This window comes from Cryptosporangium arvum DSM 44712 (genome assembly GCF_000585375.1).
GTDB lineage: Bacteria > Actinomycetota > Actinomycetes > Mycobacteriales > Cryptosporangiaceae > Cryptosporangium > Cryptosporangium arvum.
This window is the reverse complement of the sequence record NZ_KK073874.1, coordinates 698586-724867: the sequence shown is the minus strand read 5'-3', so window position 1 is coordinate 724867 and position 26282 is coordinate 698586. Positions and strand designations below refer to the sequence as shown.

The following is a 26282-nucleotide window of genomic DNA, read 5'->3' as shown; positions in this document are numbered from 1 at the left end:
TCAGCCGACCGGCCCGGCCGCTGAGCTCTCGCGGGACTGCCGGTTGGCCAGCCATCTCTGGACGTATCTGGCGATCAGCGACACCAGCAGCGTGGCGACCACCGTCACCGCGATTCCCACCAGCGGGTTCGAGAACAGGCTTCCGCCGAGCAGCCCCATCACGGCGTAGGCGATGGCCCAGACGATCGCCGCCACGCCCGCCCCGCTCACGTACCGCGGCCACGGGTAGCGGATCGCGCTCGCGGCGAACATCGTCGGCAGGCGGCCGCCGGGGATGAGACGGGAGACCACCAGCACCTGGGTGCCGTTCTCGGTCAGCCGGCGGCGGGTCTCCTCCAGCCGGTCGTTCGCCTCCGGGCTGTCGATCGGGTGCCGGGCGATGAACCGTGTCACGCCGCGGCGCCCCCAGCGGAACAGCGCGTAGACCACGCAGTCGCCGAGCCAGGCCGAGACGGCGGCCAGCACGATCACCTGGATCAGCGACACGCCGCCGTTGTGCACGGCCAGCACCGCGGCCGCGCTCACCGCGGCGCCGGTGGGGATCACCGGCACGATCGCGCCCAGCAGCACCGCGACCACCAGCACCGGGTAGCTCGCGGACGCGGCGTCGGCGATGCGGTCGGGCCAGGCGGTGGCGAGCACCTCGGCTGACGCGAGGGTGGCCGTCATCGTGCCTCCACCCGGCGCCCCGGCTCGGTGTGCAGGACACGGGTGGACAGGCCGAGTTCGGTGACCGCCTGCGCGTAGCGGCGGGGCGGGTCGATCAAGTGGGCACGCATCCAGCGACCGATGCCGTACGGGTGCAACGTGCCCCAGTGGATCGGTACCGCGAACCGGGGCCGGAGCCGCCCGGTGGCCTCGGCGGCCCCCCGCGGATCGAGATGACCAGGGCCCAGGTTGGGCCCCCATCCCCAGACGGGGATCAACGCGACGTCGAGACCGAGGGCCCCCAGATCGTCCATCTCGTCGAACTGGTCGGTGTCACCGGCGAAGTAGACGCGGGTCGTCGGACTCTCGATCAGGTAGCCGACCGCGAGGGCCCGCGGGCCGAACGGCGTTCGCAGGCCGTCATGAACGGCAGGAGTCGCGGTGATGCGAACCGCGCCGACGTCGTGGAACTTGCCCGGCGAGAGCTCGACGACCTCCTGGAAGCCCTTGCGGTGCAGCAGCTCACCGGCCCCCTCGGGCACGACGAGCAGCGTGTCCTGGCCGAGGCGCCGCAGCGAGGCCAGATCGAGGTGGTCCGCGTGCAGGTGCGAGATGCAGACCACGTCGACGTCGGAGTGGAGGGCCGGATCGAGGGGTGCCGCCACCCGGCGCAGGACGTTCGCCACGCGGGGCAGCAGAACCGGATCGGTGAGCACGCGGACCCCCTCGGTCTCCACCAGGACGGTGGAGTGGCCGAGGAAGTACATCGCCGGAAGAGGGGCGTCGCTGCTCACTGCCCCCTCTTTCCCTGGTCGACGCGCTACCGACCACGGTACTCCGCGCGTGCGTCAGGAACTGAGGTCGTAGGCGGTGTCCGGGATGAACTGGCCCGCCGCGCCGCTGCACCCGTCGGATTCGCCGGGCCGCTTGACCCAGAGGTACGCGGCGACCTTGGCGTCGCCGGTGGCCGTGGTGGGGTTGCGGCCCAGTTTGCGGCCGGCCGGGTCGCACCACTCGCCGCCGGCCGGGCCGGCCCCGTTGCGTGAGGTGTCGACGACCATCTGACCGCGGCCGAGGGAGGCCAGGATCCGCTTGCCGTATGACACTTCCTGGCTGCTGACGTTGTAGTTCGACGTGTTCAGCGCGATGCCGTCGCCGTACTCGGCGGCACCGGCACGGCGCGCCCGGTCCGCGGCCTCGCTCGCGGCGATCCACGCCGAGTGCCCGACGTCGTAGTACACCCGTGCTTTCGGGCTGGCCTGCTTGATGACCTTGCCCGCGTACCGGAGCAGGTCGAGCCGCTCCTGCTGCTGGTCGGACGAGAGGCAGGTGGTCAGGTGCCCCAGCGCGTCCGGCTCCAGCACGACGATCGACGAGCCGGATCCGAGCCCGCCGGCGAAGTTGCTGATCCAGGTGCGGTAGTCGTCGGCACTGTCGGCGCCACCGGCGCTCGCGCCGCCGCAGTCACGGTTGGTCATGTTGTACGCGACGAGCACCGGCACCCGGCCCCGGGAGTGGGCCTTGGACGCGTACGAGCGGACGTCGCCGCCGACTTCGCCGGGGTTGTTCGCGGCCAGCCAGTGCGCCTGCGGCTGCTCGGCGATGCGGTCGCGGATGACCGCGGCTCGCGGGTCGCCGGTGTTTCCCTCGACCCACTCGACGGCCTGGCCCTCGGTGTCCACGAACAGCGATCCGAGCGGACCGGACGTCGGCGGCTTCTTCGTCGGGTTCGGCACCGGACGGCCGGGTAAGCCCGGCGGCAACGCGATCGAGGACTCCTCCGGGGAAGCGCTCTCCGTCGGCCGTTCCTTCTTGTCGTCGCTCTCGACGCCGCACTCGACGCCGTTGAGCGCGAAGTCCGTCGCGGTGGGCGCGTCGCCCTGCGGGTGCCAGCCGCTGAAGCGCAGCGTCAGCGTCTTACCGGCCTCCAGGCGGACGCTGTCCTCGTTGGCACGCACGGTCACCAGACCGTCGTCCTGTTTCCAGTCGCCGTTCTCCCAGCCCTTCACGACGGCCTGACCGCTCTTGAACGACCAGTTGACGCTCCAGTTCTTCACCGCCTCCTCGCCGGTGTTCTGCACGGCCACCTCGGCGGAGAAGCCCGTCGACCACGAGCGGTGCACCGTGTAGGCGGCCGCACAGGAATGGTCGGGGTCGGCGGTGGCGTTGGCTGCAACCAGGCTGGTACCACCGATCACCACGACGGAGCCGAGCGCTGCGGCGCCCACTGCTGCGGTGCGAGCTCGGCCGTTCGCGCGTTCACGGCGGTGCCGAGCGAGGTACGGGCCGGCGTCGAGACCGGCCTTGGAAAGCAGGCCGGCACGTGGAGCGTCGGTCATGGGTGCCATCTTGACCGGCGCAAACAACTCTCGCCCAGAGGCGCAGGCGTCACTTAGTGAGGTATTAAGGCAGCTTCACTCGGTGAAGTGAACCAACCTCAGAGAGTTACTCGACCGATTCGGACGAAACCTATAGACCGATCCAATTCGCTGTGTCGCACGTTGACGCTCGAGAAAGTTGGAGTGTCTACAGCAGCTGCAACCTTTATGGCCGGATACAAAACTTTTCGTGTATCACGGTGCGGTAACTTGGCATTCGCCCGATTTTATGGTTCTGTCGTTTTCGTCCGTTCACCGCGGACCTCGCGCCCGGCTACGCCGAATCCTGCCCCGGGCGACGAGGACTCTGAACCTCGGGCAGGAGCGGGGGACCCACGTTTCCGGCGTCGCAGTTAGACGCCTCGGGGTGAAGCCACGCATCGCGTGGCCGGGCCGACTCAGCCCGAACCCGACAGCTCACCTCGTAGGCGTGGAGAGGGTCGGACATGTCTAAGGAGTCTTCCCATCCCACCCAGCTCAGCGCCGAAAGCTCGCCTCGTGCGGGTGGACGGCATCGGGCGCCAAGGCGCCTGAGCCCGCTCGGTCGTGGCCTGGCAATCGCCGTGGTCACCGGCCTCGCGGGAATCACACCGCTGGTAATCGGTGCTACACCGGCCAACGCGGACGTGAACTGGGATGCGATAGCGCAGTGCGAGTCCGGTGGTCGATGGAACATCAACACCGGGAACGGGTACCACGGCGGACTGCAGTTCAGCCCGTCGACCTGGAGAGCCTACGGAGGAAGGCAGTACGCCGGTAGCGCCCACCAGGCCAGCCGGTCGGAACAGATCACCGTGGCCAGGAAAGTGCTCCGCGGCCAAGGGATCGGCGCCTGGCCGACATGTGGCCGGAAGGGCTACCACAAGAGCCGGGGCTGGTCGGACCAGGCCAGCCGGAGTTACAAGCGGCAGAAAGCCTCGGGCGAGCACACCGGCTACAAGTCGGAACGCTCCAAGAGCACCCGCTGGTCCACCAAGAAGTCCTGGAAGAACCGGCCGACCGAGAACCGGTCGCACCGGACCTGGACGAAGAAGCACCGGTACACCGCACTCGCGGTGCCGAAGAAGGGCGCGGCCCACACCGTGGCCGTGCGTCCGGCGGAGGTGCTCGACTTCGTTCCCCAGCGCCAGTTCACCCGCGACCAGCGTCCGGTGGTCGCCGCACCACGCGTTCTGAGCTACCTCGTGCAGTCGGGCGACAGCCTGGCGAGCATCGCCGCGGCCCACCAGGCCGACTGGCAGGCGATCTACGAGAAGAACCAGGACGCGATCGGGGCGAACCCGGACGTGATCCACCCCGGGATGCGAATCCTCATCGGGTGAGCCGTCCCCGGCCGGCCCTGGTCCCCTGTGGACCGGGGCCGGCTGGCGTTCCGGCGGACGATCTGGACTGAACGGACGACTGCGGGTGGACGCGTACTGCCGCCATCATTCCTTCTCGCAGGTCGGCGGGGGGCTCCTCGGCGATCGTGCCAGCCACGTGACCACAAAGGAGTGCCATGGCGGCCACCCCGGGAGCGGTCGCCGACGAGTTGAGCGCCTTACTCGGTCGGCTACATCGGACGTTGCGCCGAGCCGCCCGGAGCGACCAGCCGGACGAACCGCTGCCCTCCGCTCAGATGGAGGTGCTGCGGGTGGTGCTGGCGCAGCCCGGGATCGGCGTCAAAGCAGTCGCGGCCGTGCTGGGCACGGCACCCAACACGGTGAGCACGCTCGTCGGTGACCTCACCTCGGGTGGCTACCTCGACCGGACGCCCGACCCGCAGAACCGGCGGGCGGTACGCCTCACGCTGACGCCGAGTGCCGGGGAGCTGATCGACGGCTACACGGATCGGCGACGCCGGATCGCGATCTCCGCCGCCGACCAACTCGACCAGGCCGACGTCGAGGCGCTGGCCGCCGCGTTACCGGCGCTGAACCGCCTGCTCGTGCTGCTCGGGGGGTAGCCCTCACCGACGCAGGAGAGTCAGCGCGTCCGCGGCGAAGCGGACCAGGCCCACCTCGCCGTAGGCCGGATCGACGACCGGGACGTCCCGGCGCTGTTCGGACGCGGCGACGATCGCGGCGGCCTCCGAGTTGGTGAGCCAGCCGGCCGTTTCGGTGAGGGCCTCCTCCTGACGCATCACTTCGACGTTGGCCCGGTTGCGCTGCGCCTCGATGGAATCGTCCGGGTAGAAGCACGCCCAGCCGACGATCTTGCCGCCGGACTGCACCGGCGTGTCGACACCCGAGCGGTAGGCCTGCAGGGCCGCTCGGGCCTCGTCCGCACGGATCGCGCCGACCTCCTGGTAGTTGGCCGGTTCGGGCGGGGTGACGAGCGGAAGGGGGCGGGTGGCTTCGGTGAACTGGGTGGGGGCGGGTGTGGTCGGCCCGTCGTTCCACCAGCTGACCGGTGATCCGCCCGGCGAGGTGGGCGCCACCTGCGCGACCCCCTGCGTCTGCGCGCTCGGGGGCGGCATCAGCGGCGGTTGCTGCTGGGGCGCCTGCGGCTGCGGCTGTATCTGCTGGGGTGGCAGTTGTGGCGCGGCCGGTGTCACCGCGGCCGGGTGGGGTGCGGGTGCGGTTGGGTCGAAGCGCTCGAGGTCCTCCGGCGGCGGCACCGCCACGGGCCGGCGCGTGGGCAACCCGGGGACACCGGACTGCGCGCGCGCCTCCGGCGCTTCTTCGACCCGAACCCCGTACACCCCTCGCTGGGCTTGCGGCTCGCTCTGCGGCGGCGCGTACGGTTCCGGCTGCCCCGGCGGCTCGAACCGCCCGTCCGGCTCCGCCTGCTCGTGCGGCTCGAACCGCCCGTGCGGCTCCGGCTGCGGTTGGGGCTCGAGCGGCGTGGGTTGCTCGGGCTGGGCCTGGGACGCGGCGGCCTGGTGGGCCTGGGACGCGGCTGCGGCCGGCTGGGCCTGGGGCGCGGCTGCGGCCTGCTGCGCCAGCTGGCGGGCGCGCTGGGCCGGGTGCGGCACGAGCCGTGCGGCCGCCGGCGCGGGCGGCGCAACCGGCTCCTCCGCCGGCGAGACGGGCTGTTCCGGCTGCTCCCCCGCCGGCGACACCGGATAGACCGACGCCACCGGGTAGATCGGCGACACGGGCTCGTCCGGCCCGGCCCCGGCCGGAGACACCGGGTAGACCGGCTGCGCCGCCGAGTAGGCCGGCGAAACGGGCTGATCCGGCTCCACCGGGGCCGGCGACACCGGATAGGCCTCCGGGTACGCCTCCGGTGCCGCCGGGTACGCCTCCTGAGCGGCCGGTGACACCGGGTACACCTCCTCGGTGGCGGACACCGGGTACGGCTCCTGGGCCGCCGGGGACACGGGGTACGCCTCGACGGGCGCCCCCGACACCGGGTGCGCCGCCGGCGAGACGGGCCGGGGCGCTTCGGTGGAGGTGCGGGGCATCAGGCCGGGCAGCAAACGCCGAGCCGGGTGGTCCAGCGGCAGATCCTCGATCGTCGGGATCGTCGGCGCGTCACCGACCCAGGGGTTCAGGGGCGACGGCACCTCCCCGGTCAGATCCTCCAACCGGACGATCGTCGGAGCATCCCCGGCCCACTGGTCCTCCGCAGGCTCGGAAGGCCCAGCGGGCTCCTCGGATACGGCCTCGTCCTCCGGCAGGCGCACGAACGGCAGCACCACGGTGAGATCGGTCGCCCCGGCTCGGACCGGCTCGGCCGGAACCTCCTCCACCCACTCCCCGTTCTCGTCCCACCCGTCGTCCTCGACCCACTCCTCGAGGCTTTCCGCCACCTCATGGACCGGCTGCGGCTCCTCCGGCTCCCCGGCGAAGGGCTCCGCAAAGGACTCCGCGCCGAGCAGATACTCCCGGTACTCCTCGGGCAGCAACCCGAGCTCGTCCATCAACGGCCACAGCCCGGCCAACGCCGCGTCGGGATCACGCGCGAACAGCGTCCCCCGCACCCGCCAGAACACGCACCCGCCGACCCGCTCCAACACGGCCTGGCGACGCATCTCCTCGGCCCACCGGGCCGCACCGCGGTACCGCCCGTGGTCGCACTCGATCGCGAGCCGCCGCCCGTCCGCGGTCGGGATCACGAAGTCGACGCGGTGCCGCCCGATCGGGTACTGCACCGCGGGCCGGATCCCGATGTTGAGCAGCTCACGCAGCACCGACCGCTCGAGCTCCGACTCGCACGCCGCGTAGAGCGTCTCGTCCGGAACCGGCTCGGCGGCCAGCGCGGCCAACCCCAGGCGGGGCGCCGCGCAGTACCGCAGCAGCGCGCCCCGGGCGTCGTCCGGATGCAGGTTCTCGGGGCCGACCGAATGGAAGACCCACATCTGGTCCTTGGCCCGCGACGCGGCCACGTTCACCCGGCGGTGGTGGTCCGCGCCGGTGAACGCCGCCCGGTGATCGTCGCGATCGGACACGACCAGGCTGATGAACATGACGTCCCGCTCGGCGCCCTGGAACGTGTACGAGTCGCCGACCTTCAGCGAACGCCGGGCCATCTCCTGCTCGCCCAGGTGCCGCACCAGCTGCTCGTTGATGTACTGCGCCTGCCCACTGCTGGCCAGCAGGCTCACGACGCCGAACGTCAGGCCGGCGTAGTCCGGGTCGAGGGCCAGCCGGGAGATCGTCGCGACGAGAGCGTCGGCCTCGGCCAGGTTGACCTCGCCGTACCGGTCGCGCCGTTCGCGCGTGCCGGGGATGCGCACCACGCGCACCGGGTCCAACCGGCCGCGGTCCGCGCGCAGCGGCTGCACGGTGCCGTCGTACCACTGGTCGCTGGAGAACGAGATGATCTCCGGCACGCACCGGAAGTGCTCGGTGAGCATCAGCGGCTCCGGCGACCGCCGCACCGCGTGGTCGTAGAGGCTCGTCGTCACGTCGAACAGCGGCCAGGACGGCAGGTCACCGAGGTGTTCCTGACCGAGCCGGGCGACGTCGTCGTGGGCCAGGCCGATCGCGTACGGGCCGATCTGCCGGTCGTCACCGACGACGACGGCCCGGGTGCCGAGCGAGAGCACCGGCATCGAGAGCAGCCCGCACTGGCTCGCCTCGTCGACGATCACCACGTCGAACGGCGTCGTACCGCCGGTGAACTGCTGCAGCGCGCGCTCGACCGACATCACCCACACCGGCACCGCCGAGACGGCCTCGCGCATGTGCTGCTGCGCCAGCGCGGTCCAGCCCGCGGCCCGGCGTCCGGAGCCCTTTCCGACCTTGCGCAGCGCCGACGCCCATCCGGCCAGCGCGTCGCGGGCGCGGTCGTCCATCCGGAGGGCCGCGGCCAGCCAGGCCGACCGGGTCGCGAGCTCACCCACGAGCTCGCGGGCGCGGTCGCGCAGCGCGTCGGCCTGCCGCCCGAGCGCGCCGGTGTCCTCGACGCCGATGACGATGCGCAGCCACGTGTCGGCGCGCCGCCAGTTCCAGGCCTGCTGGCTGATCGCCGGGTCCGGGAGGTCACCCTCGAGCGCGATGCGGCTGGCCCAGAGCGGCGCGATCGTGGAGAGCCCCGCGTGCAGTTCCTGCCAGCGCTGCATCGCCGGGCCGGCCGCACGCAGCCGGTCGGCGCCGGCCAGCGCCGCTTCCCAGGCCGCGTAGTCGCCGACGGCCCAGGACCGGTCGAGCTCGCGCCACAACGGCGACGCGTTCGCGTCCAGGAGCGCCTCGTCGAGCAGCGCGCGGACCTGGATGCCCTCGCGCTCGGCCTCGTCGCTCTCGAACACGGCGACGAGTTCGCCGGCCCGGCCGGCCGCGCCCGCCAGCGCGTTGGGGTCGGCCCAGTCGGCCTCACCCGGGGAGCCGGCCCGCAGGAACACCGCCAGCCGCTCGCGGAGCGTCGGCCAGTAGCGCAGTCCGATGTCGACGACGTCGCCGACCTCACGCAGGTAGCCGCTGATCACCTCGACCGTGCTGGGGTCGTCCGGCGCCTGCGGGCCGTCCAGCTCGGCGACGAAGTGGTTCCAGCGCTCGGTGAGCCGCCGCCGCGCCCAGTCCAGCCGGACCGTCGCCAGCGCGGCGTCCACGTCGTCCACGGTGCGCAGCGGCGCGCCGTCGACCCGGATGTCGTCGCGGACCTGGGCCAGCCGCCGGTGGATCAGCCGGCTGACGCCGCGCGCCTCCACCAGGCGGATCCGCAGCATGTCGAGGTCGGCACGCAGCTGGCGGGGATCGGCCCAGAGCTCGTCGGGGATCTGCACCGCGCGCCCCGCGAGCACGCTGCGCCAGCGGGCGGTCTCGGTGAGCATCTCCGCGCACCCGGCGACCTCGGCCTGACACGTCTCGCGCCAGGCCGGCGACACCGCGAGCCGACCGGCCAGGCGCAGCTGCCAGGGCTGGTACGACCGGGCGCGGTGCGCGATCCGCCAGATCTCGTCGGCGAGCGCGGCGACCACCGGCCGCCCGGCGCCGCGGACGGTCGCGACGTCGACGCCGAGCGAGGCCAGCGCACCGAGCCGCTGACGCAGCGCCTCCGCGTGCTCGTCGGCGCGGGCCAGCCGGTTGCCGTCCGGGAGCGACTCCCGCTCCGGCAGCCGACGCTGGGCGTCGACCAGGTCTTCCGGCCGGTAGGTGTTCGTCAGCTCGGTGAGTTCGGCGAGCTCGGCGTCGCTGAGCGGGAACGGCGTGTTCGGGTCGATCGTGTCGGGCACGAACGCCAGCCGGGACTCGTTCGCCCACAGCCACTCGGCGACCTCGACCGCCGTCGCTTCGACGCCGTCGAGCAGGAACGTGCCGCTCTCGCGGTCGGCGACGGCCCGCAGCGCGTGGTACTTGGCCGAGAGGTCCTGCTCCGCGGTGTCGAGCGCGGCCCACAGCTCGTCCACGGCCTCGGCCGCCACGTCCTGGTCGAGCGCTCCGGCTTCGGCCTGGAGCTGGCGCACCGCGGTCTCCAGCTGACCGAGTTGCTTCGCGCTGGAGCCCATCACGCTTATCGCCAGCGGACGCAGCGCCGGGGGCAGCTTGTCGCGTACCTCGGCGAGCGGCTCGTCGCGATGCGACACGACGAGCACCCGCCGGCCGTGGGCCACCAGGTGGCAGATCAGGTTCGCGATCGTGTGTGTCTTGCCGGTGCCGGGCGGCCCCTGCACCGCGACCATGCGCTGGCGGGCCAGCCGGCGCGCGATCGTCTCCTGCTCGAGGTTGGCCGGCAGTGGGAACAGCAGGCGCTCACCGATGGGCTGCCACTGCTCGGGCGGGTCGTCGGGCAGGTCGAGGGTCGACGGGTCGTCGGCCAGCAGCGCGGCCAGGGCCCCGGACGGGACGTGACCGGCGGCGAGCGAGGCGCGCAGGTCGGCGAGGAATCCGGAGAGCGCCGTGCGACGCGGGCGCAGCAGGATCACACCGGTGTCGCGGACGTGCGGTTCCTCGATCTGGGCGTCCTCGCGGATGACCCGGGGCGGCAACCCCAGCCGCCGCAGCGCGGAGCGGTAGAACTCGGTGCGGCCGGACTGCTCCCACGGGTCGAGCGTCACGGCTCCGCCGGGACCGGCCAGATCGTGCAGCCGGGCGTCGGGCCCGTCGGGTAAGGCTTCGAACGCGTCGGTCTGCAGCCGGAGTTCACCGGTCGGCACGACGGTCAGCGCGCCGCTCTCCGGGTCGACGTCGATGCCGACCGGCGCGGCGAGCAGCGGGTCTTCCACCGGCACGTCACCGATGACGCCGGTGAACAGGCCGAAGCCCCAGACGAGCTCGTGCGAGGCCTCCAGCCGCACCGCGGCCTGCCGCAGCTCCACCAGCCGCGAGTAGGCACCGCGCACGGCGTCGGCCTCGGCCGCGGTCACCGCCCACGGGCGCCAGAGCCGCTGCAGCCACTCGTCGACGGCCGGCTCCACGGCGTCCAGGTCGAGGTCGGCGTCCCGTTCGGCGGCGATCTCGCGCCAGCCGTCGCGCAGGGCGGGTTCGCGACGGGGGTCGTCGACCGGCCCGTCCAGCAGCGAACGCACGACGGCCGGGAGGTCCGGCGGCCGCGGCCGGGGCGGCCGGCGCAGCTCGAGCCAGCACTCGTCGGCCCGCGCGCCGGTGCCCGTCTCGTCGGGGTCCTCGACGTCGTCGACCGACGCCGACGCGACCGGCGCCGACGATTCGGCGCCGGCTATCCAGCAGCCGGGCTTGCCCACCGGCAGCGCGGCCTGCCAGACGACCGTCTCGGCGGCCTCGAGGGTTCGGGCCGGACGGGCGGAGAGCGCACGGACAGCGGATAGGTAGTCGGAAAAACGGGATACGCGAGTACGCAATGACTCGATCCGGTCGGTCGCCGCCGCCACTGGAAACACCGCCGTCACTAGCGCCTCTCGATCCCCCACCGGCCTCCGGCCGACCGTACCGGTGAACCCCGCCCGGACGGCAGGGGTCCAGCGCTTCCTCGTCCGCCCGGATGAGGTCGGCGTGGGCCGCCTGACTGACCAACGCTGGATGGTATGCACTACCAGAGTTCGCCGCCTTGCGACGAGCGAGAATTTACGTCATCCGACGAGCGCTCAGCACACGGCGGTCGTACCGCGCGATCGCGTCCTCCAACCCTCGGCGGGTCACGTCGGTGAGCCCGACCCCGCGGACGTCCGGCCACGCCTCGATCTCGGCCTCGGCGGCGTCGCACCAATCGAGCATCGCCTCGGCGAAGTCGGCGTAGAAGCGGGCGAGCAGTGCGACGAGATGCACCCGGTCCGGAAACGGGCCCTCGCCCTCCACGTAGGCCCGCATCTGGTCGATGCCGATCCCGTAGCTGGTGGCGACCGCGTCCCGGGTGGCTCGCACCGCCTGCAGGGCGTCGCCGCGGTCGCCCTGGTCGGCCAGGAGCAGGCGGAGCAGGCCCTCGATCTCCAGCTGCGGCCCGGCCGGCGGCGTCGCGAGCCAGTCCCGCAGCGCGTCGCGGCCGGCCGGGGTGATCGCGTACGTCGTGCGCTCGCGGTTGCCGGTCCGCTCGGTGGCCGCGGTGGCGTATCCCCAGCGCACGAGACGCTTGACCTCGCCGTAGATGTGGGCCTCGCTGCGCGGCCAGAACAGCCGCATGCTGCGTTTCGCCTGGCGGGTGAGGTCGTACGCGGTCCACGAACGGAGCGCGAGCAGGCCGAGCAGCGCGTACGAGCTGGTGGTGGGTTCGGTAGGCATCGCCGCTTGACACTACTCCAGAGTTGAGTAGAGGCTGACACTACTCAACTCTGGAGTATCGGAGGAACCGTGTCCGACGTGCGTGCCGAGCTCGAGGAAGCACTCCCCCGCGCGAATTCGCGTCTCGTGGATCTGGTGCGCCGGATCGATCCGGACCACGCCGACCGCACCGTGCCGGCGACTCCGGAGTGGTCGGTCGCCGAGCTGGCCGCCCACGTCCTGACCGTCTACCGCCGCGCGCTCGGCGACCGGCGCCGCAGCTCGTCGCCGGAGGAGACCGCGGCCCTCAACGCGACGGTGTTGGCCGAGACGCCCGAGCGCGACCTGACGAGGCTGGCCGACCTGCTCGACCGGGACGGGACGGCCGGGTTCGCGGTGCTCCGCGGCTTCCCGTCCGACCTGAGCTTCCGGTTCCACGGCGGCACCCGCACGACGGTGACGCCGGTCAGCTCGGTGATCCTGGGCGAGATCCTGATCCACGGCCGGGACCTGGCCGAAGCCACCGGCGCCGAGTGGGTGATCCCGCCGGACGAGGCCGCGCTCGTGCTCACCGGCAGCAACCTGCCGGGCCCGGACGGCGGCCCGCCGATCTTCTCCCCGTGGCTGAAGCCGGGCGGCGAGCGGGTGCTCGCCGCCACGGCCTCCACCGACGACCCGGTCGGTGCGCTCACGACGTTCTTCCGCCGCACCGCGCCGACCACCCCCGAGTTGGTCGCCGTGAGCCGGGCTCTGCGCTCGTTCTAGGTGGTGCGCAGCTCGTCCACGGCGGTGGCCCGCCGCAGCAGGAGCAACCCGAGCGCGCAGACCAGCATCGTGACCAGCACGGTGCCGACGACGAGCACGACCAGACCGAGCCAGGGCGTCAGGTTCTCCAGGTGCACCTCGACCATGCGGCCGGTGGCGTCCTCCTGCGAGTACGAGCTCACCGGGGACGCCACGACGCGGGCCGTGATCGCCCCGACCGCCGTCGCCAGGACCACGCCGGGGATCAGCGGCAGCGCGGTCTGCCAGAGCAGGGCCCTGGCCAGCACGCCGGTCGGTGTGCCCTGTGCCGTGAGCGCGGCCAGCGTCCGACGTCGCTCCAGGATCTGTTCCGCGGTGGCGACGAGCAACCCGCCGGCCGCGACCACCACCGCCACCCACACGGCGAGCTGCGTGAGCGCGAAAGCGCGGTCGTAGAACGGATTCTCCGCGCCGCTGTCCGACGGGTAGAGCCGCGCCTGAGCGGCCCGGTCCGCGGCCCACCCGGCGCGCATCGTCAGCGCACCCGCGCCGATCACCACCGCGGCGAACACGGTGGGCAGCGTCCGGCTCGCCGCCCACGGGTCGGCCACCAGCCGCCGCCCGGCGAGCAGCAGCGCGGGGCTCTTCGCCCGGGACGCGACCCGCCCGCCGATCCAGGCCGAGAGCGCCGCACCCCCCAGGACCAGCCCGAGCAGGGTCACGATCAGCAGCAGGAAGACGAGCAGCCCCACCAACCCGCTGATTCCCTCGTTCACGAACCGGTCGAGGTAGACCAGGCTCACCAGCGCCGTGCCCCCGCCGAAGAACATCACCGCGGGCGCGATCCTGGGTGCCTTGACCGGCCGGTTGCGCACCACGCCGAACGCGCTGAGCGTGCTCCGGCGCAGCGCGAGCGCGGCCAGCGCCGCACCCCCCAGCGGCACCACGAGGGCGATCAGCAGCAGCGCCCACCAGGAAGGCAGCACGTCGGTCGGCAGTGGACGCGGCGGGTCGGACCGGTCGAGCACGACCCGGCCGAGCAGGAACACCGCGAACCCGATGACCATGCCCACCGCGGCGGACACGCCGGTCTCGGTTGCGGCGAGCTTGATGGCCTGGCCGGGCGTCGCGCCGGCCATCCGGTATTCGGCGAGCCGCCGGTCACGCGCCGGAGCGCCGACCCGGACGCACTGACCGACGAAGAACAGCACCGGGATGCCGAGCAGCATCAACGCGGTCACGACGCCGGGGCGCAGACCGGGCTCGGCGAGCAGGCCGTTGGTGTAGTCGGCGTCGCCCTCGATCGCGAGGACGGTGGCCGCGGACAGGAGTAGAAGTGTCGCCAGCACCGCGCCGAACGCGGTGAGCGCGATACGGAGGCCGTCGAGCCGGCCGCCGGTGACGGCCAGTCGGAGCAACACGGGCAGTCGCATGGTTCAGCCCTTCCCCTGGTCGGTGAGCGGAGCGTCGGATTCGTCGAAGGTGGCCACCGGCTGCGGTTCGTCCCCGGCGACCAGCCGGGAGCCGGGGCGCGCACCGGCGGTGGGCGCGTCGGTCAGTCCGTCGTCGACGACGGAGCCGTCCCAGAGCGCGATCTCGCGCTGGGCGTAGGCCGCCACCTGGGCCTCGTGCGTGACGATCAGCACCGCGGTGCCGTTCTCCCTGGCCACCCGGGTGAGCTGGGTGAGCAGCTGTTCACCGGCGAGCGAGTCCAGCGCGCCGGTCGGTTCGTCGGCGAAGAGCACGCGCGGGTCGGTGACCAGAGCGCGGGCAACCGCGGCCCGCTGCCGCTGGCCCCCGGAGAGTTCGCCGGGGTAACGGGCGGCCAGGTCGGCCACGCCGAAGCGGTCGAGCCACTCCGTCGCGGTCGCCAGCGCCGCCTTCCGGCGCGCGCCGGAGAGCAACAGCGGGAGCGCGACGTTCTCCGCCACCGGAAGTTCGGGAACCAGCTGCCCGAACTGGAACAGCACGCCCAGCTCGGTGCGGCGCAGCCGGGATCGTTCGCCCTCCGGCAACGTGTCGATGCGCCGGCCGTCGTAGGTGACGGTTCCGGCGTCCGGGACCAGGACGCCGGCCAGGCAGAGCAGCAGGGTCGACTTGCCGGACCCGGACGGGCCGGTGATCGCGACGATCTCACCCGCCCGCACCGCGCAGGAAACTCCACGGAGCGCGGGCGTCTTGCCGTAGGCGCGCTCCAGATCGGTGCCGGTGAGGACAGTGGCAGTCATGCGAGTACCTCCTGGCGCAGTGCGGAAATCCGGGACAGGGTGAGGTCGATCCAGCGCAGGTCCGCGTCGAGGTGGGCCAGCGCGTAGTCGGCCGCGAGCACTTCGCCGACCGAGACTCCGTCGGCGGTCTTCACCTGGGTGAAGTCACGCATCCGGGCGAGGTGCGCCCGGCGCTGTGCGCGCAGGTAGGTGACCGCCAGACCGTCCGGCGACTCGTCCACCAGCAACGCCGCCACGACCTTCGTGAACAGTGCGTTCGTGACGTGCGGGGTCGGCGGTTCGACGACGTCGAGCCACTCGCGCAGCGACTCCCGGCCCGCGTCGGTGATCGCGAACACCGTGCGGTCGGGACCGTCGACGCGCTCGACGCCGGCCTCGGTGGCGAGGCCGTCGCGGGTGAGACGTTCGAGCGTCGAGTAGACCTGCCCGAACGCGAGCGGACGTGCTTTCGGGAACCGGACGTCGTAGGCCCGCTTCAGGTCGTAGCCGTGACGGGGCCCCGTGGCCAGCAGTGCGAGCAGTACCTGTGGCGTGGACACGGCCCTACTATTCACTGAGTGAATAGAAAGCGCAACTACTAACTCAGTGAATAGTCGCAGACGAGTGGGTCAGGCCGGGGAAACTGTCTGGATCCGGGACAGAATGAACATCCGCTCGGCGGCGCGCAGGTGGCACCAGGCGATCACGGCGTCGCCGGCGAGCTCGGCGTTCTCGATCACGCGGGAGGTGGCGCTACCGGTCGCGCCGACGTAGTCGATGCGCACCGGAGCTCCGGTCTCGATCGCGTCGAGCAGGAGGGCGCGCTCCGGCGCGGAGAGCGCGTCGGCCTGGCGGTCCACGACCACGCCCGGGTGCCGGGCGGCCAGGTCGGCCCGGGCCTCGGCGACGGTTCGGGGCAGACCGACCCAGGGATCGGACCTCGGACGCACGGGCGCTTCCGGAGCCGAGAGAAGGCGGTCGGCGATCGCGCCGGGATCGACGTCCGAGGCCTCGGGCTGCGGGCTCCAGGGCCGCGGCGCGTTCGCCCGCCGGTGGACCCGCCGTTCGACGCGGGCGACACCGTCCTCGGTGAGGCCGGCCGGGGCGTACCCGGCGGCCCGCAGCGCGGCCAGCGTCTCGTCCGGGTCGGCGACCGACAGCAGCACGGTGGGCGCGACCGCACGCAGCCGCAGTGCTCGCAGCGACTTCGTGGCTACCAGCTCGGCGAGCAGCGCCTCGTCGTCGGCGCAGACCACGCTCCCGGCCGGTGCGACACGCACGTGCCCGTGGCGGCGGGCGACGTCCCCGACCAGGTACCCCAGAGCCTGCGGCAGCTCCCCGGTCGCCACCGCGGAGAGCTCGGCCAGCAACGCGTCCGCGGTGGCGCCGCCGTCGAACGCGGCGCGGACGCTGGCGGCCGAGAACCGCCAGATCGACGCCGCCCCGGCGGCCTCGCGGTCGGCCGCACCGTCGAGCAGGCCGGCCAGCTCGGCCGTCGGCACACCGGCCACCACCGCCGAGAGGTCCGACTGGAACGTCACCGTCGTCACCGGGGCCGGCACGACCCGCTCCGCCGCGGTCACCAACGCGTCCGGCGCCACCATCGGCGCACCCGGCGCCGCCGCCACCGACGCGGGCCGGGCGACGAGTGCCCGGGCGACCGGCGTCGCGGCGCCGAGCGCGACCACACCGAAGCGTTCCGCCTCGGCCCGGACGGCCGCGGTCCGGGCCGCGACCGTCTCCTGGTCGACCGGAGTCGGCGCGACCGCGATCGGATGACGCCAGGACAGCGCCGCCGCGACCGCGTCGACGTCGTCCGTCCTGGCGCCGTCGGGCAGCTCCGCGAGGTAGCCGACGAACCGCTGCCGGAGCACCGCGCCGTCGGGTTCGCTCCACCATCCGGAGAGCAGCGTCGCGAGCCGCACGGCCGGCTCGGCGTCCCGCCAGGCGTCGGCCCGTTCGGTGACCGTCACGGCGCCGTCGGCCGAGCCGAGCAGCCCGGCCGCGGACGCCACCGACAGCAGCGTCCCGACCCCGGCCCCGATCGCCTTCTCGGCCCGCTTCGCCTCCCGGACCGTCACCCGTCCGCTCTTCGTCGTCGCGAGCGGCGTCCGTTCGCACAGCTCGAGCAGGCGTTCGGTGTCCGCGAGCACCTGGGTGGTCGCCGCGGTCCCGGCGGCCACCAGGTCGTCCTCGCCGATCGATCCGGACACCGGCGACGGCGGCGGCACGCTGAACGGAGCGCGGTAGTCGGGGCCACGCAGCGCCAGCCCGATCTCCCCGGGCAGCTCGACGTAGTCCCAGCTGATCTGGGTGAGCAGACCGCGCTCGACGCACCAGTGGTAGGACCGGTCGGACGACGCCGCCGCCCGCGGGCCGTTCCACGCCAGGTCACGCAGCAGTTCACGCGCATCCGGGGGAAGCCCGTCGACGACGTCGCGCACCCGGGCCGGGTCGGCCACCGCGTCGAGCACCTGATCGACGAGCTCGGTCCGGCGCCGGGCCGGCGACGGCACCCACAGTTCGGCGATCGCCCGGAGCCGGTCGACGGTGAGCAGCGGCAGCACCCCGCTGAGCCGCACCCCGAGCCCGAGCGGCTCGGCGAGCAGACGCAACGGCGCGACGAGTACCAGCGACCCGTCGTCGGCCCGCACGACGAGGGCCAGCGCGGCGAGCGACGCCAGCGTCCGCCGGAACAGCTCGGCGTCGTCCACATCGAGCAGTTCGGCCAGGCGGGGTTCGGGGGCCGCGCCGCCGAGCGCCGCCATCGCCTCCGCCACCTGCAGCCCGGCGCGGTCGACCCGGGCGAGCGCCCGCTGCACCGAATGGACCGCGCCGAGGCGCTCGGCGAAGTCGGTGAGCGACCGCGGCTCCGGCCAGGACACGGCGTCGGGGCGCGCGGCGATCAGTTCGGCCAGTGCCGCCCGGTCGAGGCCGCGCACGTGGGCGACCAGGTGGTCCACGCGGTCTCCTCGGCGTCCGTCGTCCGGTCACCCACGGTAGCGCGCGGCCGGACCACCCGTCGGCCCACGCCGGCGGGGCCGACCTGCCGCCGCGGAAGCGGCAGCCGACCACCCGGGCTTCGTCAGATCACCACGAACCGCTTTCGAACACGACCTAAGCCCGGGACGGGACGGGGCCGGGGACCGCGCGGGTGTAGACCGGCGTCGCGGGCGTGGGGCCGGCGGGCGTCGGACGGCCGAAGAGCCAGCCCTGGAGCCAGTCGCAGCCGCGATCGACGAGCGCGTCGGCCAGCTCCTGGGTCTCGATGCCCTCGGCCACGACCTCGAGTCCGAGCGTGTGCGCCAGGTCGATGCAGGCCTGGACGATCGCCGCCGCGGCCGGGTCCTCGATGATCTTGGTGGTCAGCGACCGGTCCAGCTTCAGCTCGGTGGCCGGCAACCGCTGCAGGTACGACAGCGCCGAGTACCCGGTGCCGAAGTCGTCGATCGCGACGCCGAGACCGGCCGCGCGCAGCACCGCGAGCGCGTCCCGGCCGGTGTCGAGGTCACCGATCGCGGTCTGCTCGGTGATCTCGACCGTGAGCGCCTCCGGCGGCAATCCCCGCGCGGTCAGCCCGTCGAGCACCTCGTCCATCAGCGTCGGCGATGCCATGTCGGACGCCGACAGGTTCACCGACACCGTCACCGGCGCACCCTCCGCCCGCCAGCGGGCGACCTGGTCGAGCGCCAGCTGGAGCACGTGCCGGGTCAGGTACGGCACCAGCCCGATGCGCTCGGCGAGACCGACGAACCGGTCCGGCGGCACCATTCCGTAGCGTGGGTGCACCCAGCGGATCAGCGCCTCGGCCCGGATCCCCTCGGCCCCCGACACCGCGACCAGCGGCTGGTAGTGCAGCTCGAGCCAGCCGCAGTCGGCGCTGTGCGGCGCCAGCGACCGCTCCGGGTCGGCGGCCACCGCCGGCGTCGTCGGGGTGCCGGTCAGCACCGCGCGCAGTTCGCCGGCCAGCTCGAGTGAGTCCCGCTGCTGATCGGAGCCGAGCGGGTCGTAGCGGGCCCAGCCTCCCCGATCGGCCTTGGCCCGGTACATGGCCATGTCCGCGCAGCGCAGCAGCTCCAGCGCGCGCTCCGACGGCGTCCCGTCCGGTGCGTCCGACTCGACCGCCACCCCGATGCTGGCGTCGATCGGCAGCGAGATCCGCCCGGCCTGCAGCGGCTGACGCACGGCCTGGAACAGCCCGGCGACGACCGCCTCGAACGACTGCCCGGCCGGCACCGTGGTCAGGATCGCGAACTCGTCCCCACCCAGCCGGGCGATCAGATCCTCGGGGCCGAGCGCGCCGGACAGCCGGGCCCCGACCGCGGAGAGCACCCGGTCGCCGGTCTGGTGACCGAGCCCGTCGTTGACGTCCTTGAAGCGGTCCAGGTCGAGCATGAGCACGGCCCGGAAACCGGCCGTCGGGGCCCGCCCGGCCAGCGCCTCCTCGACGCCACGCAGGAAACCCCGGCGGTTGTAGAGGCCGGTCAGGTCGTCGGAGAGCGCGAGCCGGTGGAACTCGGCCGCGACGAGCATCGAGCGCAGGCTCAGCGCGATCCGGAGCGTGGAGAGCAGGATCGAGCCGGCCGCCAGCAGCAGCACCGCCGACGGCAGGTGCGCGAACTCGGCGACCACCAGCACCAGCACCGCGAGCACCATGCTGACCAGTGGGGTCAGCAGCTCGGGCAGGCCCAGCGGCCGATGGGTGAGCCGGCGCGGACGCTGCCAGGCGGACGCGGCGATGAGCAGGCCGGCGAAGGACCAGATCGGGTCGAGGACCTCCACCCCGGTTCCGCCCTCGGCGACCATCCGGGCCAGCAGCGCGTCGCCGAGGACCGTGAGGAACACGGCGACGAGGATCAGGCCCCAGGCGCGGCCGAGCCGGCCACCGGCCAGCGTCGTCACCGCGGCGACCGAGCCGACGATGACCATGTCGACGGTCGGGTAGTACAGGTTGACGATCGTGGCGCGCAGCCCGTCGGAGTCCCAGGCGAGCACGTCGTGCCCCACCCCGGCGGCGACCAGCGACGCGGAGAGCAGCGCCACCGCGGCCGCACCGACGTACACGTCGGGGCGCAGTGCTCCGACCCTCGCCCGGGCCAGCGTCCAGATGCCGGCGGTGAAGCAGGGCAGCACCGGGAACCAGACGACGTCGGCGAGCGAGGCGGACGGTACCCGGCCGACCCAGCTCACGACGTCGTAGACGAAGTAACCGGCGCCGTTGAGGCCGACGCCGATGGCGAAGAACGTCCAGGCCAGGCGCTGGTAGCCGACCGTGATCGCGCGGGCGGCGAGCACCGCGGCCGCCAGCAGGAGCGTCACCGCGAACGGGGCGCCGCTCGACCAGAGCCGCGCCGGCGACGCTTCGACGTGACCGGCGTAGACCCAGATCGCGTGGACACCCATCACCAGGGCGCCGAGGCACCAGGCGACCGTGACCGGCACGGGTCGCTGCGCGGTCCACCCGGTCGCCGCCGGGGCCGGAACCGGCCACACTGCGGCGGGGGCGGCCTCGGCCTCGGCCGAGGGTCGCGAGCTCATCCACCCTCCCGCCTGCGTAGGGGCGGTACGCCCCTCATCTCCCCCGTTCGTCCGCCCGCCTCGCGATCTGAGTACTTCGCGCACGAAGCGGCCCCGCGCTCGGCGAGCGCGGGGCCGTCGGTGGGGACGAGGGTCAGGTGCCGACGCCGGCCGGAACCGGAGCGGGCGGGGTCGGGGTGCCCTCCTCGTGGATGCCGTAGCGGGCGTAGAAGCGGCGCAGCGGGCCCGGTGCCCACCAGTTCAGGTTCCCCAGCAGCCGCATCGTGGCCGGCACCAGCAGTGCCCGCACGATCGTGGCGTCCACCAGCACCGCGATCAGCATCGCGACGCCGATCAGCTTGATGAACGTGATGCCGGAGATCGAGAACAGCCCGATCACGACCAGGATGAGCAGCGCCGCACTGGTGATGATCCTGCCGCTGCGCTGCAGGCCGACCGCGACGGCCTGGGTGTTGTCGCCGGTGCGGTCGTACTCCTCACGCATCCGCGACATCAGGAACACCTCGTAGTCCATCGAGAGGCCGAACACGATCCCGAGCACCAGGATCGGCTGGGTCGCCTCGAGCGTCCCGGTCGAGGTGAAGTTCAGCAGCCCCGACAGGTGCCCCTCCTGGAAGATCAGCACCAGCGCACCGAACGAGGCTCCCAGCGAGAGCACATTCATGATGATCGCCTTCACCGGCAGCACCAGCGAACCGAACGCGAGGAACAGCAGCACGAACGTCGCGGAGACGACGATCAGCGCCATCCACGGGAGCCGGTCACCAACGGTCTTCAGCTGGTCGGCCAGCGCCGCGGTCTGTCCGCCGACGAGCACCTCGCCGCCGGAGGGTGCGGGAACCTCGCGGATCCGGGACACCAGCTCGCGGGATTCGGCCGAGATCGGGTCGCCGTCGTAGGTGATCGAGACCCGCGCGGTGTCTCCCGACTGAGCGGTCACCGACGCACCGGTGACGCCGTCGACCGTCCGGACGTCGGCCACGTACTGGTCCAGGCCCGAGGACGACGACGTCACGATCGCGTCGATCGGGGACTGGCTGTTCGGCACGAAGTCGCGGTCGAGCGTCTCGGAGACGACCCGGGACTCGGTGCCGGCCGGCAGCGCCCTGGCGTCGATACCGCCGAACTCGACCCGCAGGAACGGCGTGGCCGCGATCAGCAGCACCGCGAGCACACCCACCGTGTAGATGACCGGGCGGCGCATGATGCTGCGCGCCAGCCGGTACCAGAAGCCGTGCTCGACCTCCGAGTTCGCCTGCGGCTTCCGCCGACTCTGCCGCCTTTTACTGAAGAGCCGGCGCACCGAGAGCGCGTCCACCCGGTGCCCCAGCACCCCGAACAGCGCCGGTAGCACGGTCAGTGCCGCGATCATCGCGATCAGCACCGCGGAGAGACCACCGAGGCCCATCGAGCGCAGGAACGTGATCGGGAAGATCAGCAGTCCGGCCAGCGAGACCGCGACCGTGACGCCCGAGACCGCGACCGTACGACCGGCCGTGCCCATCGTCCGGGCCACCGCGTCCTCGACCGAGAGCCCCCGGGCGAGTTCCTCCCGGAACCGGCCCACCATGAACAAGCCGTAGTCGATCGCCAGGCCGAGCCCGAGAATCGTCACCACGTTCACCGAGAAGATCGACACGTCGGTCAGGTAGCTCAGCCCGCGCAGCGCGGTGAACGCACCGAGGATCGCGAGGCCGCCGACGGCCAGCGGCAGGCTCGCCGCGGCCAGGCTGCCGAAGATGATCACCAGCAGGATCAGCAGCACCGGCATCGAGAGCGTCTCGGCCTTCGCGATGTCGGCCGACACCCGCTCGTTGATGTCCCGGTTGATCGCGGTGTTACCGCCGACCTCCGACTCCAGACCGGGGGCCGCGAGCTTCCCTTCGATCTGTTCGAGCTGGTCGGTGCGGGTCTCCTCGTCGTCGCCGGCGAGCGTCAGCACGGCGAACGTCTCGTGCTTGTCCTTGCTGACGAACGTCGGGCTCTTCGTCGACCAGAAGGTCGCCGCGCCGGTCACCACGTCGGACGGCAGGTCGGCCAGCGTCGACGTGACCGCCTGCTGGTAGGCCGGGTCGTCGGCGGTGAGCGTCGAACTCCGGTACAGCACGACCACGTCGTTTCCGTCGCGCCCCAGTTCGGCCTCGGCGCGGGTCAGTGCCCGGGAGCTCTCGCTCGCGGGGTCGTCGAACCCGCCGCCGACCAGCTTGCCGAAGACCTGCGTGCCCCAAATGCCGGCGAACGCGATGAAGGCCACGGCCAGACCCAGGACCCACCACCGCCGGCGGACCATCGTCCGTCCCAAACGCTCGAACATCACTGCCCCCTCGGGCACTAAATGCGATCCCTGATCGCAGTGCGAACAATGTAAGCCGCTGTGCTGCTGCTAATCTTGCATACATCGTTAACAGAAGCAATCCCGTTCGCAAGGCGATTATCGTTCGCTGCATGACAGGTGTTCGCACTCGCGTTAAGCTGCGGGTCTGCACCACGGGGTTCAGCGCCACGAAGGGAGGACCGGATGACCACCGCACCGCTCACCCGGCGGGAACGGCTCCGGGCCGAAACGGTCGAGGAGATCCAGAGCACGGCTCGCCGGATGCTGGTCTCGGACGGGTACGACGGGCTGTCGCTACGCGCCATCGCACGGGCGATGGGCATGTCGGCACCGGCGCTGTACCGCTACTACGCGAGCCGCGAGGATCTGATCGCAGCCCTCGTCGACGAGCTGAAGGTCGAGCTCAGCGAAGCGCTCGAGAAAGTGCGCGACGCCCAGCCCGACCTGGTCTCGAAGCTGTTGGAGTGCAGCCGGGAGTTCCGCCGCTGGGCGATGACCAACCCGGCCGAGTTCACGCTGGTGTTCACCGCGTCGGCGATCGGGCTCGACCGGCCGCGCGAGGACGGCAGCGTCGACCCGACCGGCGAACGGTTCGGCAACGTCTTCGGTGAGCTGATCACCGAGCTCTACCTCACCCAGCCGTTCCCGATCCCGGCCGACGACGAGATCGACGGCCCGCTGAAGGACCAGCTCCAGGAGTGGAACGACTGCTTCCCCCAGCCGCTGCCGCTCGGCGTCACCCAGGTGTTCCTGACCAGCTGGATCCGCCTGTACGGAACCGTCTCGATGGAGGTGTTCGGGCAGCTCAAGTTCGCGCTGTCCGACGCCGGCCCGATGTTCGAGGCGGAGCTCCGCGCGCTCGGCGACATGCTCGGGGTCGGAGCGGACTACCAGCCGCCTACCGCCTGACGTTGGTCCGGCGCGTGGCCACCGCCGTGGTGGGGTCCTCCGGCCAGGGGTGTTTCGGGTAGCGTCCGCGTAGCTCCGCGCGGACGCTCGGGTAGCCGGTGCGCCAGAACGACTCCAGATCGGACGTGACCGCGACCGGGCGGCCGGCCGGCGAGAGCAGGTGCAGACGCACCGGCACGCCGGAGACCGTGGGGGTCGCCGCCCAGCCGAACGCCTCCTGCACCTTCACCGCGAGCACCGGCGCGGACGGATCGCGGTAGTCCACGCGGATCCTGGACCCGCTCGGCACCTGGATCCGCTCCGGCGCGAGGTCGTCGAGGCGGGCGGCCTCCGGCCAGGGCAGGAGACGGCGCAGCGCGGTGCCGGCGTCGATCTTCTGCAGGTCGGCGCGGCGGCGCACGGAGATCAGGTCCGGGCCGAGCCATTCGTCCGCCCGCGCGAGCAGCGAATCGTCGTCCATCGCCGGCCACGGCGGCCCGATGGCCGCGGCGCAGAACGCCAGGCGCTCCCGCAGCGCGCGCGCATCGGTGTCCCACCGCAGCCGGTTCAGCCCCTCTTTCCGGACGCCGACCAGGACGGCCTCGGCCCGGACGTCGGCCGCCGGATCCAGCGGCCGATCGGCGAGCTCGATCGCGCCCAGCCGGTCCACCGTGCGGGCGACGAGCTCGCCGTCGTGCCAGCGGACCTCGTTCTCGGAGGCCAGCAGCGCGGCCCCGGCCTCGACCGCGGTGGCCTCGTCGATCGCGACCGCGAGCCGGATCCGCGCGTTGGCGTGCCCGAGCGACCGGTCGGCGACCGCGATCGCCAACCACGCCGCCCCGCTCAGCCCGGCTCCCTCGCCCAGGTCGGCCGCTGTGCCGCCGGCCATCAGATAGGTGCGTCCGCCCGGCTGCCGGGCCGTGGCCAGCCGCTCCGGATAGGCCATCCCGACGATCAGCCCGGCCGCGAGGTCGTCGGTGAGCGCGCGGTCGTTCCGCCGTCCCTCCGCACTCCGCGCGTCGGCGGGGAGGGCCTGGGTCAGGCGCTTCACCTCGTCGCGCCAGCGGCGGGCCGGCGCCGGGAGCGAGCCGTCGCGGAGGGCTCTGCGGGCGGCGATCAGGTCACCCCGGTTGCCGGTGAGGGTGTCGTCGGCGAGCAGGGCCACGACCTCGGCGGCCCGGCGCTCCCCCACCGCGGGCGCGCCGTCGAGCAGGGCTCGCGCGAGTCGCGGATGGACACCCATCCCGGCGAGCACCCGGCCCCGCCGCGTCACGCGGCCGTCCGTCCCCACCGCGCCGAGCGCCCGCAGCGTGCTCGTCGCCACCTCCATCGCGGCGGCCGGCGGCTGATCGGGCAACGCCAGCCCTTCCCCGGTCGGCGTGCCCCAGCACGCGAGGTCGAGTGCGAACGCGGTCAGGTCGGCCGACGCGATCTCCGGCTCCGGCCACGCCGGCAACCGGGCGTGATCGGACTCCGACCAGCAGCGGTACACCGTCCCCGGCGCTTCGCGGCCCGCCCGGCCGGCCCGCTGGGTGGCGACGGCACGCGACACCGCCACGGTGACGAGCGTCCCGAGCCCGCGTCCCTGGTCGAGCCGGGGCACCCGGGCCAACCCGGCGTCCACGACCACCCGCACCCCGGGCACCGTCAGGCTGCTCTCCGCGACCGCGGTGGCCAGCACGACCCGCCGCACCGACCCGGGCCGCAGAACCGCGTCCTGCTCACGAGCGGGCAGCCGGCCGTGCAGCGTCACCACCGGAACGTCGGTGCCGGCCAACCGGCGCGCCACCGCGGTGATCTCGTAGATCCCCGGCAGGAACACCAGCACGTCGCCGGTGGCCTCGCCGAGAGCCCGACGCACGACCGCGGCCACGTGATCGAGCAGACGCGGATCCGATCGGCCGACGAGCGGCGCCGGCGGCGGGCACCACTCGGTGCGCACCGGGTAGGGCGAGCCGGGCACCTCCAGCACGGGCGCACCGCCGAGCACCGCCGCCAGCTGCTCGGACGCCGCCGTGGCCGAGGTGGCGAGCAACGCCAGGTCGGGGCGGAGCGCGGCCCGGCTGTCGAGCGTGAACGCCAACCCGAGGTCGGAGTCCAGGTGCCGCTCGTGGCACTCGTCGAGGATCACGACGTTCGTTCCCGGCAGCTCGGCGTCGCGCTGGAGCCGCCGCACCAGCACCCCGGTCGTGACGACCTCGACGCGCGTGCGCCGGCCGACGTTGCGATCGCCCCGGACCGTGTACCCGACGGTCTCGCCGACCGGTTCACCCAGCAGCGACGCCATCCGCGACGCGGCGGCCCGCGCGGCCACCCGGCGCGGCTCGGCCACCACGATCCGGCCCTCGACCCGCTCGGCCAGCGCGAGCGGAACGAGCGTCGTCTTGCCACTGCCCGGCGGCGCGACGAGCACGGCCGCACCACCGTCGGCAAGCGCGTCGACGATGTGCGGCAGCGCCGGACGGATCGGAAGGTCAGGGAAGTCACCCACAGTTCGCACCGTAAC

16 protein-coding genes and 1 riboswitch are annotated in these 26282 nt (G+C 72.9%); of the genes, 4 read left to right on the top strand and 12 right to left on the bottom strand.

Annotated elements, in window-relative coordinates:
• The 3 genes from CRYAR_RS03250 to CRYAR_RS42615 are packed head-to-tail and all read right to left on the bottom strand — an operon-like array spanning position 1 to position 2987.
• Entirely contained in the window at positions 1–669 is a 669-nt protein-coding gene (locus tag CRYAR_RS03250; protein WP_051569680.1) for a DedA family protein, read from the bottom strand.
• Positions 666–1442: an MBL fold metallo-hydrolase gene (locus CRYAR_RS03245; protein ID WP_211247243.1), complete on the bottom strand. Its 777-nt coding sequence runs from the start codon at positions 1440–1442 to the stop codon at positions 666–668. The genes CRYAR_RS03250 and CRYAR_RS03245 overlap by 4 nt, the downstream gene beginning before the upstream one ends.
• A 54-nt stretch (positions 1443–1496) precedes the next feature.
• Complete coding sequence (locus CRYAR_RS42615; protein WP_051569679.1) at positions 1497–2987, bottom strand: glycoside hydrolase family 6 protein; 1491 nt, start codon at positions 2985–2987, stop codon at positions 1497–1499.
• A 334-nt stretch (positions 2988–3321) separates the two neighbouring features.
• Positions 3322–3471: riboswitch (cyclic di-AMP (ydaO/yuaA leader) on the top strand.
• Between the two features lies 1 nt (position 3472).
• Between CRYAR_RS42615 and CRYAR_RS50085 the strand changes: the two genes are divergently transcribed.
• Both CRYAR_RS50085 and CRYAR_RS03230 read left to right on the top strand, forming a co-directional pair.
• On the top strand, positions 3473–4348 hold the full coding sequence (locus tag CRYAR_RS50085) for a LysM peptidoglycan-binding domain-containing protein (RefSeq protein ID WP_063725653.1): 876 nt from the start codon (positions 3473–3475) through the stop codon (positions 4346–4348).
• A 176-nt stretch (positions 4349–4524) separates the two neighbouring features.
• Positions 4525–4971: a MarR family winged helix-turn-helix transcriptional regulator gene (locus CRYAR_RS03230; protein WP_035848380.1), complete on the top strand. Its 447-nt coding sequence runs from the start codon at positions 4525–4527 to the stop codon at positions 4969–4971.
• 3 nt (positions 4972–4974) lie between these two features.
• On the opposite strand, the gene CRYAR_RS03225 is transcribed toward CRYAR_RS03230, so the two are convergent.
• Both CRYAR_RS03225 and CRYAR_RS03220 read right to left on the bottom strand, forming a co-directional pair.
• The gene (locus CRYAR_RS03225; RefSeq protein ID WP_051569677.1) at positions 4975–11241 is read right to left on the bottom strand and encodes an AAA domain-containing protein; all 6267 of its coding nucleotides are present in this window, start codon (positions 11239–11241) and stop codon (positions 4975–4977) included.
• 193 nt (positions 11242–11434) lie between these two features.
• Positions 11435–12085, bottom strand: coding sequence for a PadR family transcriptional regulator (locus CRYAR_RS03220; protein WP_035848378.1), 651 nt, complete (start codon positions 12083–12085; stop codon positions 11435–11437).
• Positions 12086–12154: 69 nt separating this feature from the next.
• Between CRYAR_RS03220 and CRYAR_RS03215 the strand changes: the two genes are divergently transcribed.
• On the top strand, positions 12155–12829 hold the full coding sequence (locus tag CRYAR_RS03215; protein WP_035848376.1) for a maleylpyruvate isomerase N-terminal domain-containing protein: 675 nt from the start codon (positions 12155–12157) through the stop codon (positions 12827–12829).
• Here CRYAR_RS03215 and CRYAR_RS03210 read toward each other — a convergent pair.
• The 6 genes from CRYAR_RS03210 to CRYAR_RS03185 form a co-directional block, all read right to left on the bottom strand.
• A complete protein-coding gene (locus CRYAR_RS03210) occupies positions 12826–14241 on the bottom strand; it encodes an FtsX-like permease family protein (RefSeq protein WP_035848374.1) in 1416 nt (471 codons plus the stop codon). The two genes, CRYAR_RS03215 and CRYAR_RS03210, sit on opposite strands and share 4 nt — an antisense overlap.
• 3 nt (positions 14242–14244) lie before the next feature.
• The gene (locus CRYAR_RS03205; protein WP_063725652.1) at positions 14245–15036 is read right to left on the bottom strand and encodes an ABC transporter ATP-binding protein; all 792 of its coding nucleotides are present in this window, start codon (positions 15034–15036) and stop codon (positions 14245–14247) included.
• Positions 15033–15575 (bottom strand): PadR family transcriptional regulator, encoded by a 543-nt coding sequence (locus tag CRYAR_RS03200; protein ID WP_035848372.1) that lies wholly within the window; start codon positions 15573–15575, stop codon positions 15033–15035. Before CRYAR_RS03200 ends, CRYAR_RS03205 begins: the two co-directional genes overlap by 4 nt.
• Before the next feature lie 69 nt (positions 15576–15644).
• Positions 15645–17978, bottom strand: a complete 2334-nt coding sequence (locus tag CRYAR_RS03195) for a helicase-associated domain-containing protein (protein WP_035848369.1) — start codon at positions 17976–17978, stop codon at positions 15645–15647.
• 154 nt (positions 17979–18132) lie between these two features.
• On the bottom strand, positions 18133–20553 hold the full coding sequence (locus CRYAR_RS03190) for a putative bifunctional diguanylate cyclase/phosphodiesterase (protein WP_084700013.1): 2421 nt from the start codon (positions 20551–20553) through the stop codon (positions 18133–18135).
• 133 nt (positions 20554–20686) lie between these two features.
• Positions 20687–22867 (bottom strand): MMPL family transporter, encoded by a 2181-nt coding sequence (locus tag CRYAR_RS03185; protein WP_035848365.1) that lies wholly within the window; start codon positions 22865–22867, stop codon positions 20687–20689.
• 204 nt (positions 22868–23071) lie between these two features.
• On the opposite strand from CRYAR_RS03185, the gene CRYAR_RS03180 reads away from it, so the two are divergent.
• Complete coding sequence (locus CRYAR_RS03180) at positions 23072–23797, top strand: TetR/AcrR family transcriptional regulator (RefSeq protein WP_035848362.1); 726 nt, start codon at positions 23072–23074, stop codon at positions 23795–23797.
• Here the strand turns inward: CRYAR_RS03180 and hrpB are convergent.
• A complete protein-coding gene (hrpB, locus tag CRYAR_RS03175; RefSeq protein ID WP_035848359.1) occupies positions 23787–26267 on the bottom strand; it encodes an ATP-dependent helicase HrpB in 2481 nt (826 codons plus the stop codon). The two genes, CRYAR_RS03180 and hrpB, sit on opposite strands and share 11 nt — an antisense overlap.
• Positions 26268–26282 lie beyond the last annotated feature (15 nt).

Excerpts from the sequence above, each read along its gene's own strand:
- CRYAR_RS50085 (WP_063725653.1), top strand. The coding sequence starts at position 3,473 with ATGTCTAAGGAGTCTTCCCATCCCACCCAGCTCAGCGCCGAAAGCTCG.
- CRYAR_RS03250 (WP_051569680.1), bottom strand. The coding sequence starts at position 669 with ATGACGGCCACCCTCGCGTCAGCCGAGGTGCTCGCCACCGCCTGGCCC.
- CRYAR_RS03205 (WP_063725652.1), bottom strand. The coding sequence starts at position 15,036 with ATGACTGCCACTGTCCTCACCGGCACCGATCTGGAGCGCGCCTACGGC.
- CRYAR_RS03185 (WP_035848365.1), bottom strand. The coding sequence starts at position 22,867 with ATGTTCGAGCGTTTGGGACGGACGATGGTCCGCCGGCGGTGGTGGGTC.
- CRYAR_RS03210 (WP_035848374.1), bottom strand. The coding sequence starts at position 14,241 with ATGCGACTGCCCGTGTTGCTCCGACTGGCCGTCACCGGCGGCCGGCTC.
- CRYAR_RS03230 (WP_035848380.1), top strand. The coding sequence starts at position 4,525 with ATGGCGGCCACCCCGGGAGCGGTCGCCGACGAGTTGAGCGCCTTACTC.
- CRYAR_RS03220 (WP_035848378.1), bottom strand. The coding sequence starts at position 12,085 with ATGCCTACCGAACCCACCACCAGCTCGTACGCGCTGCTCGGCCTGCTC.
- CRYAR_RS03190 (WP_084700013.1), bottom strand. The coding sequence starts at position 20,553 with ATGAGCTCGCGACCCTCGGCCGAGGCCGAGGCCGCCCCCGCCGCAGTG.
- CRYAR_RS42615 (WP_051569679.1), bottom strand. The coding sequence starts at position 2,987 with ATGACCGACGCTCCACGTGCCGGCCTGCTTTCCAAGGCCGGTCTCGAC.
- CRYAR_RS03180 (WP_035848362.1), top strand. The coding sequence starts at position 23,072 with ATGACCACCGCACCGCTCACCCGGCGGGAACGGCTCCGGGCCGAAACG.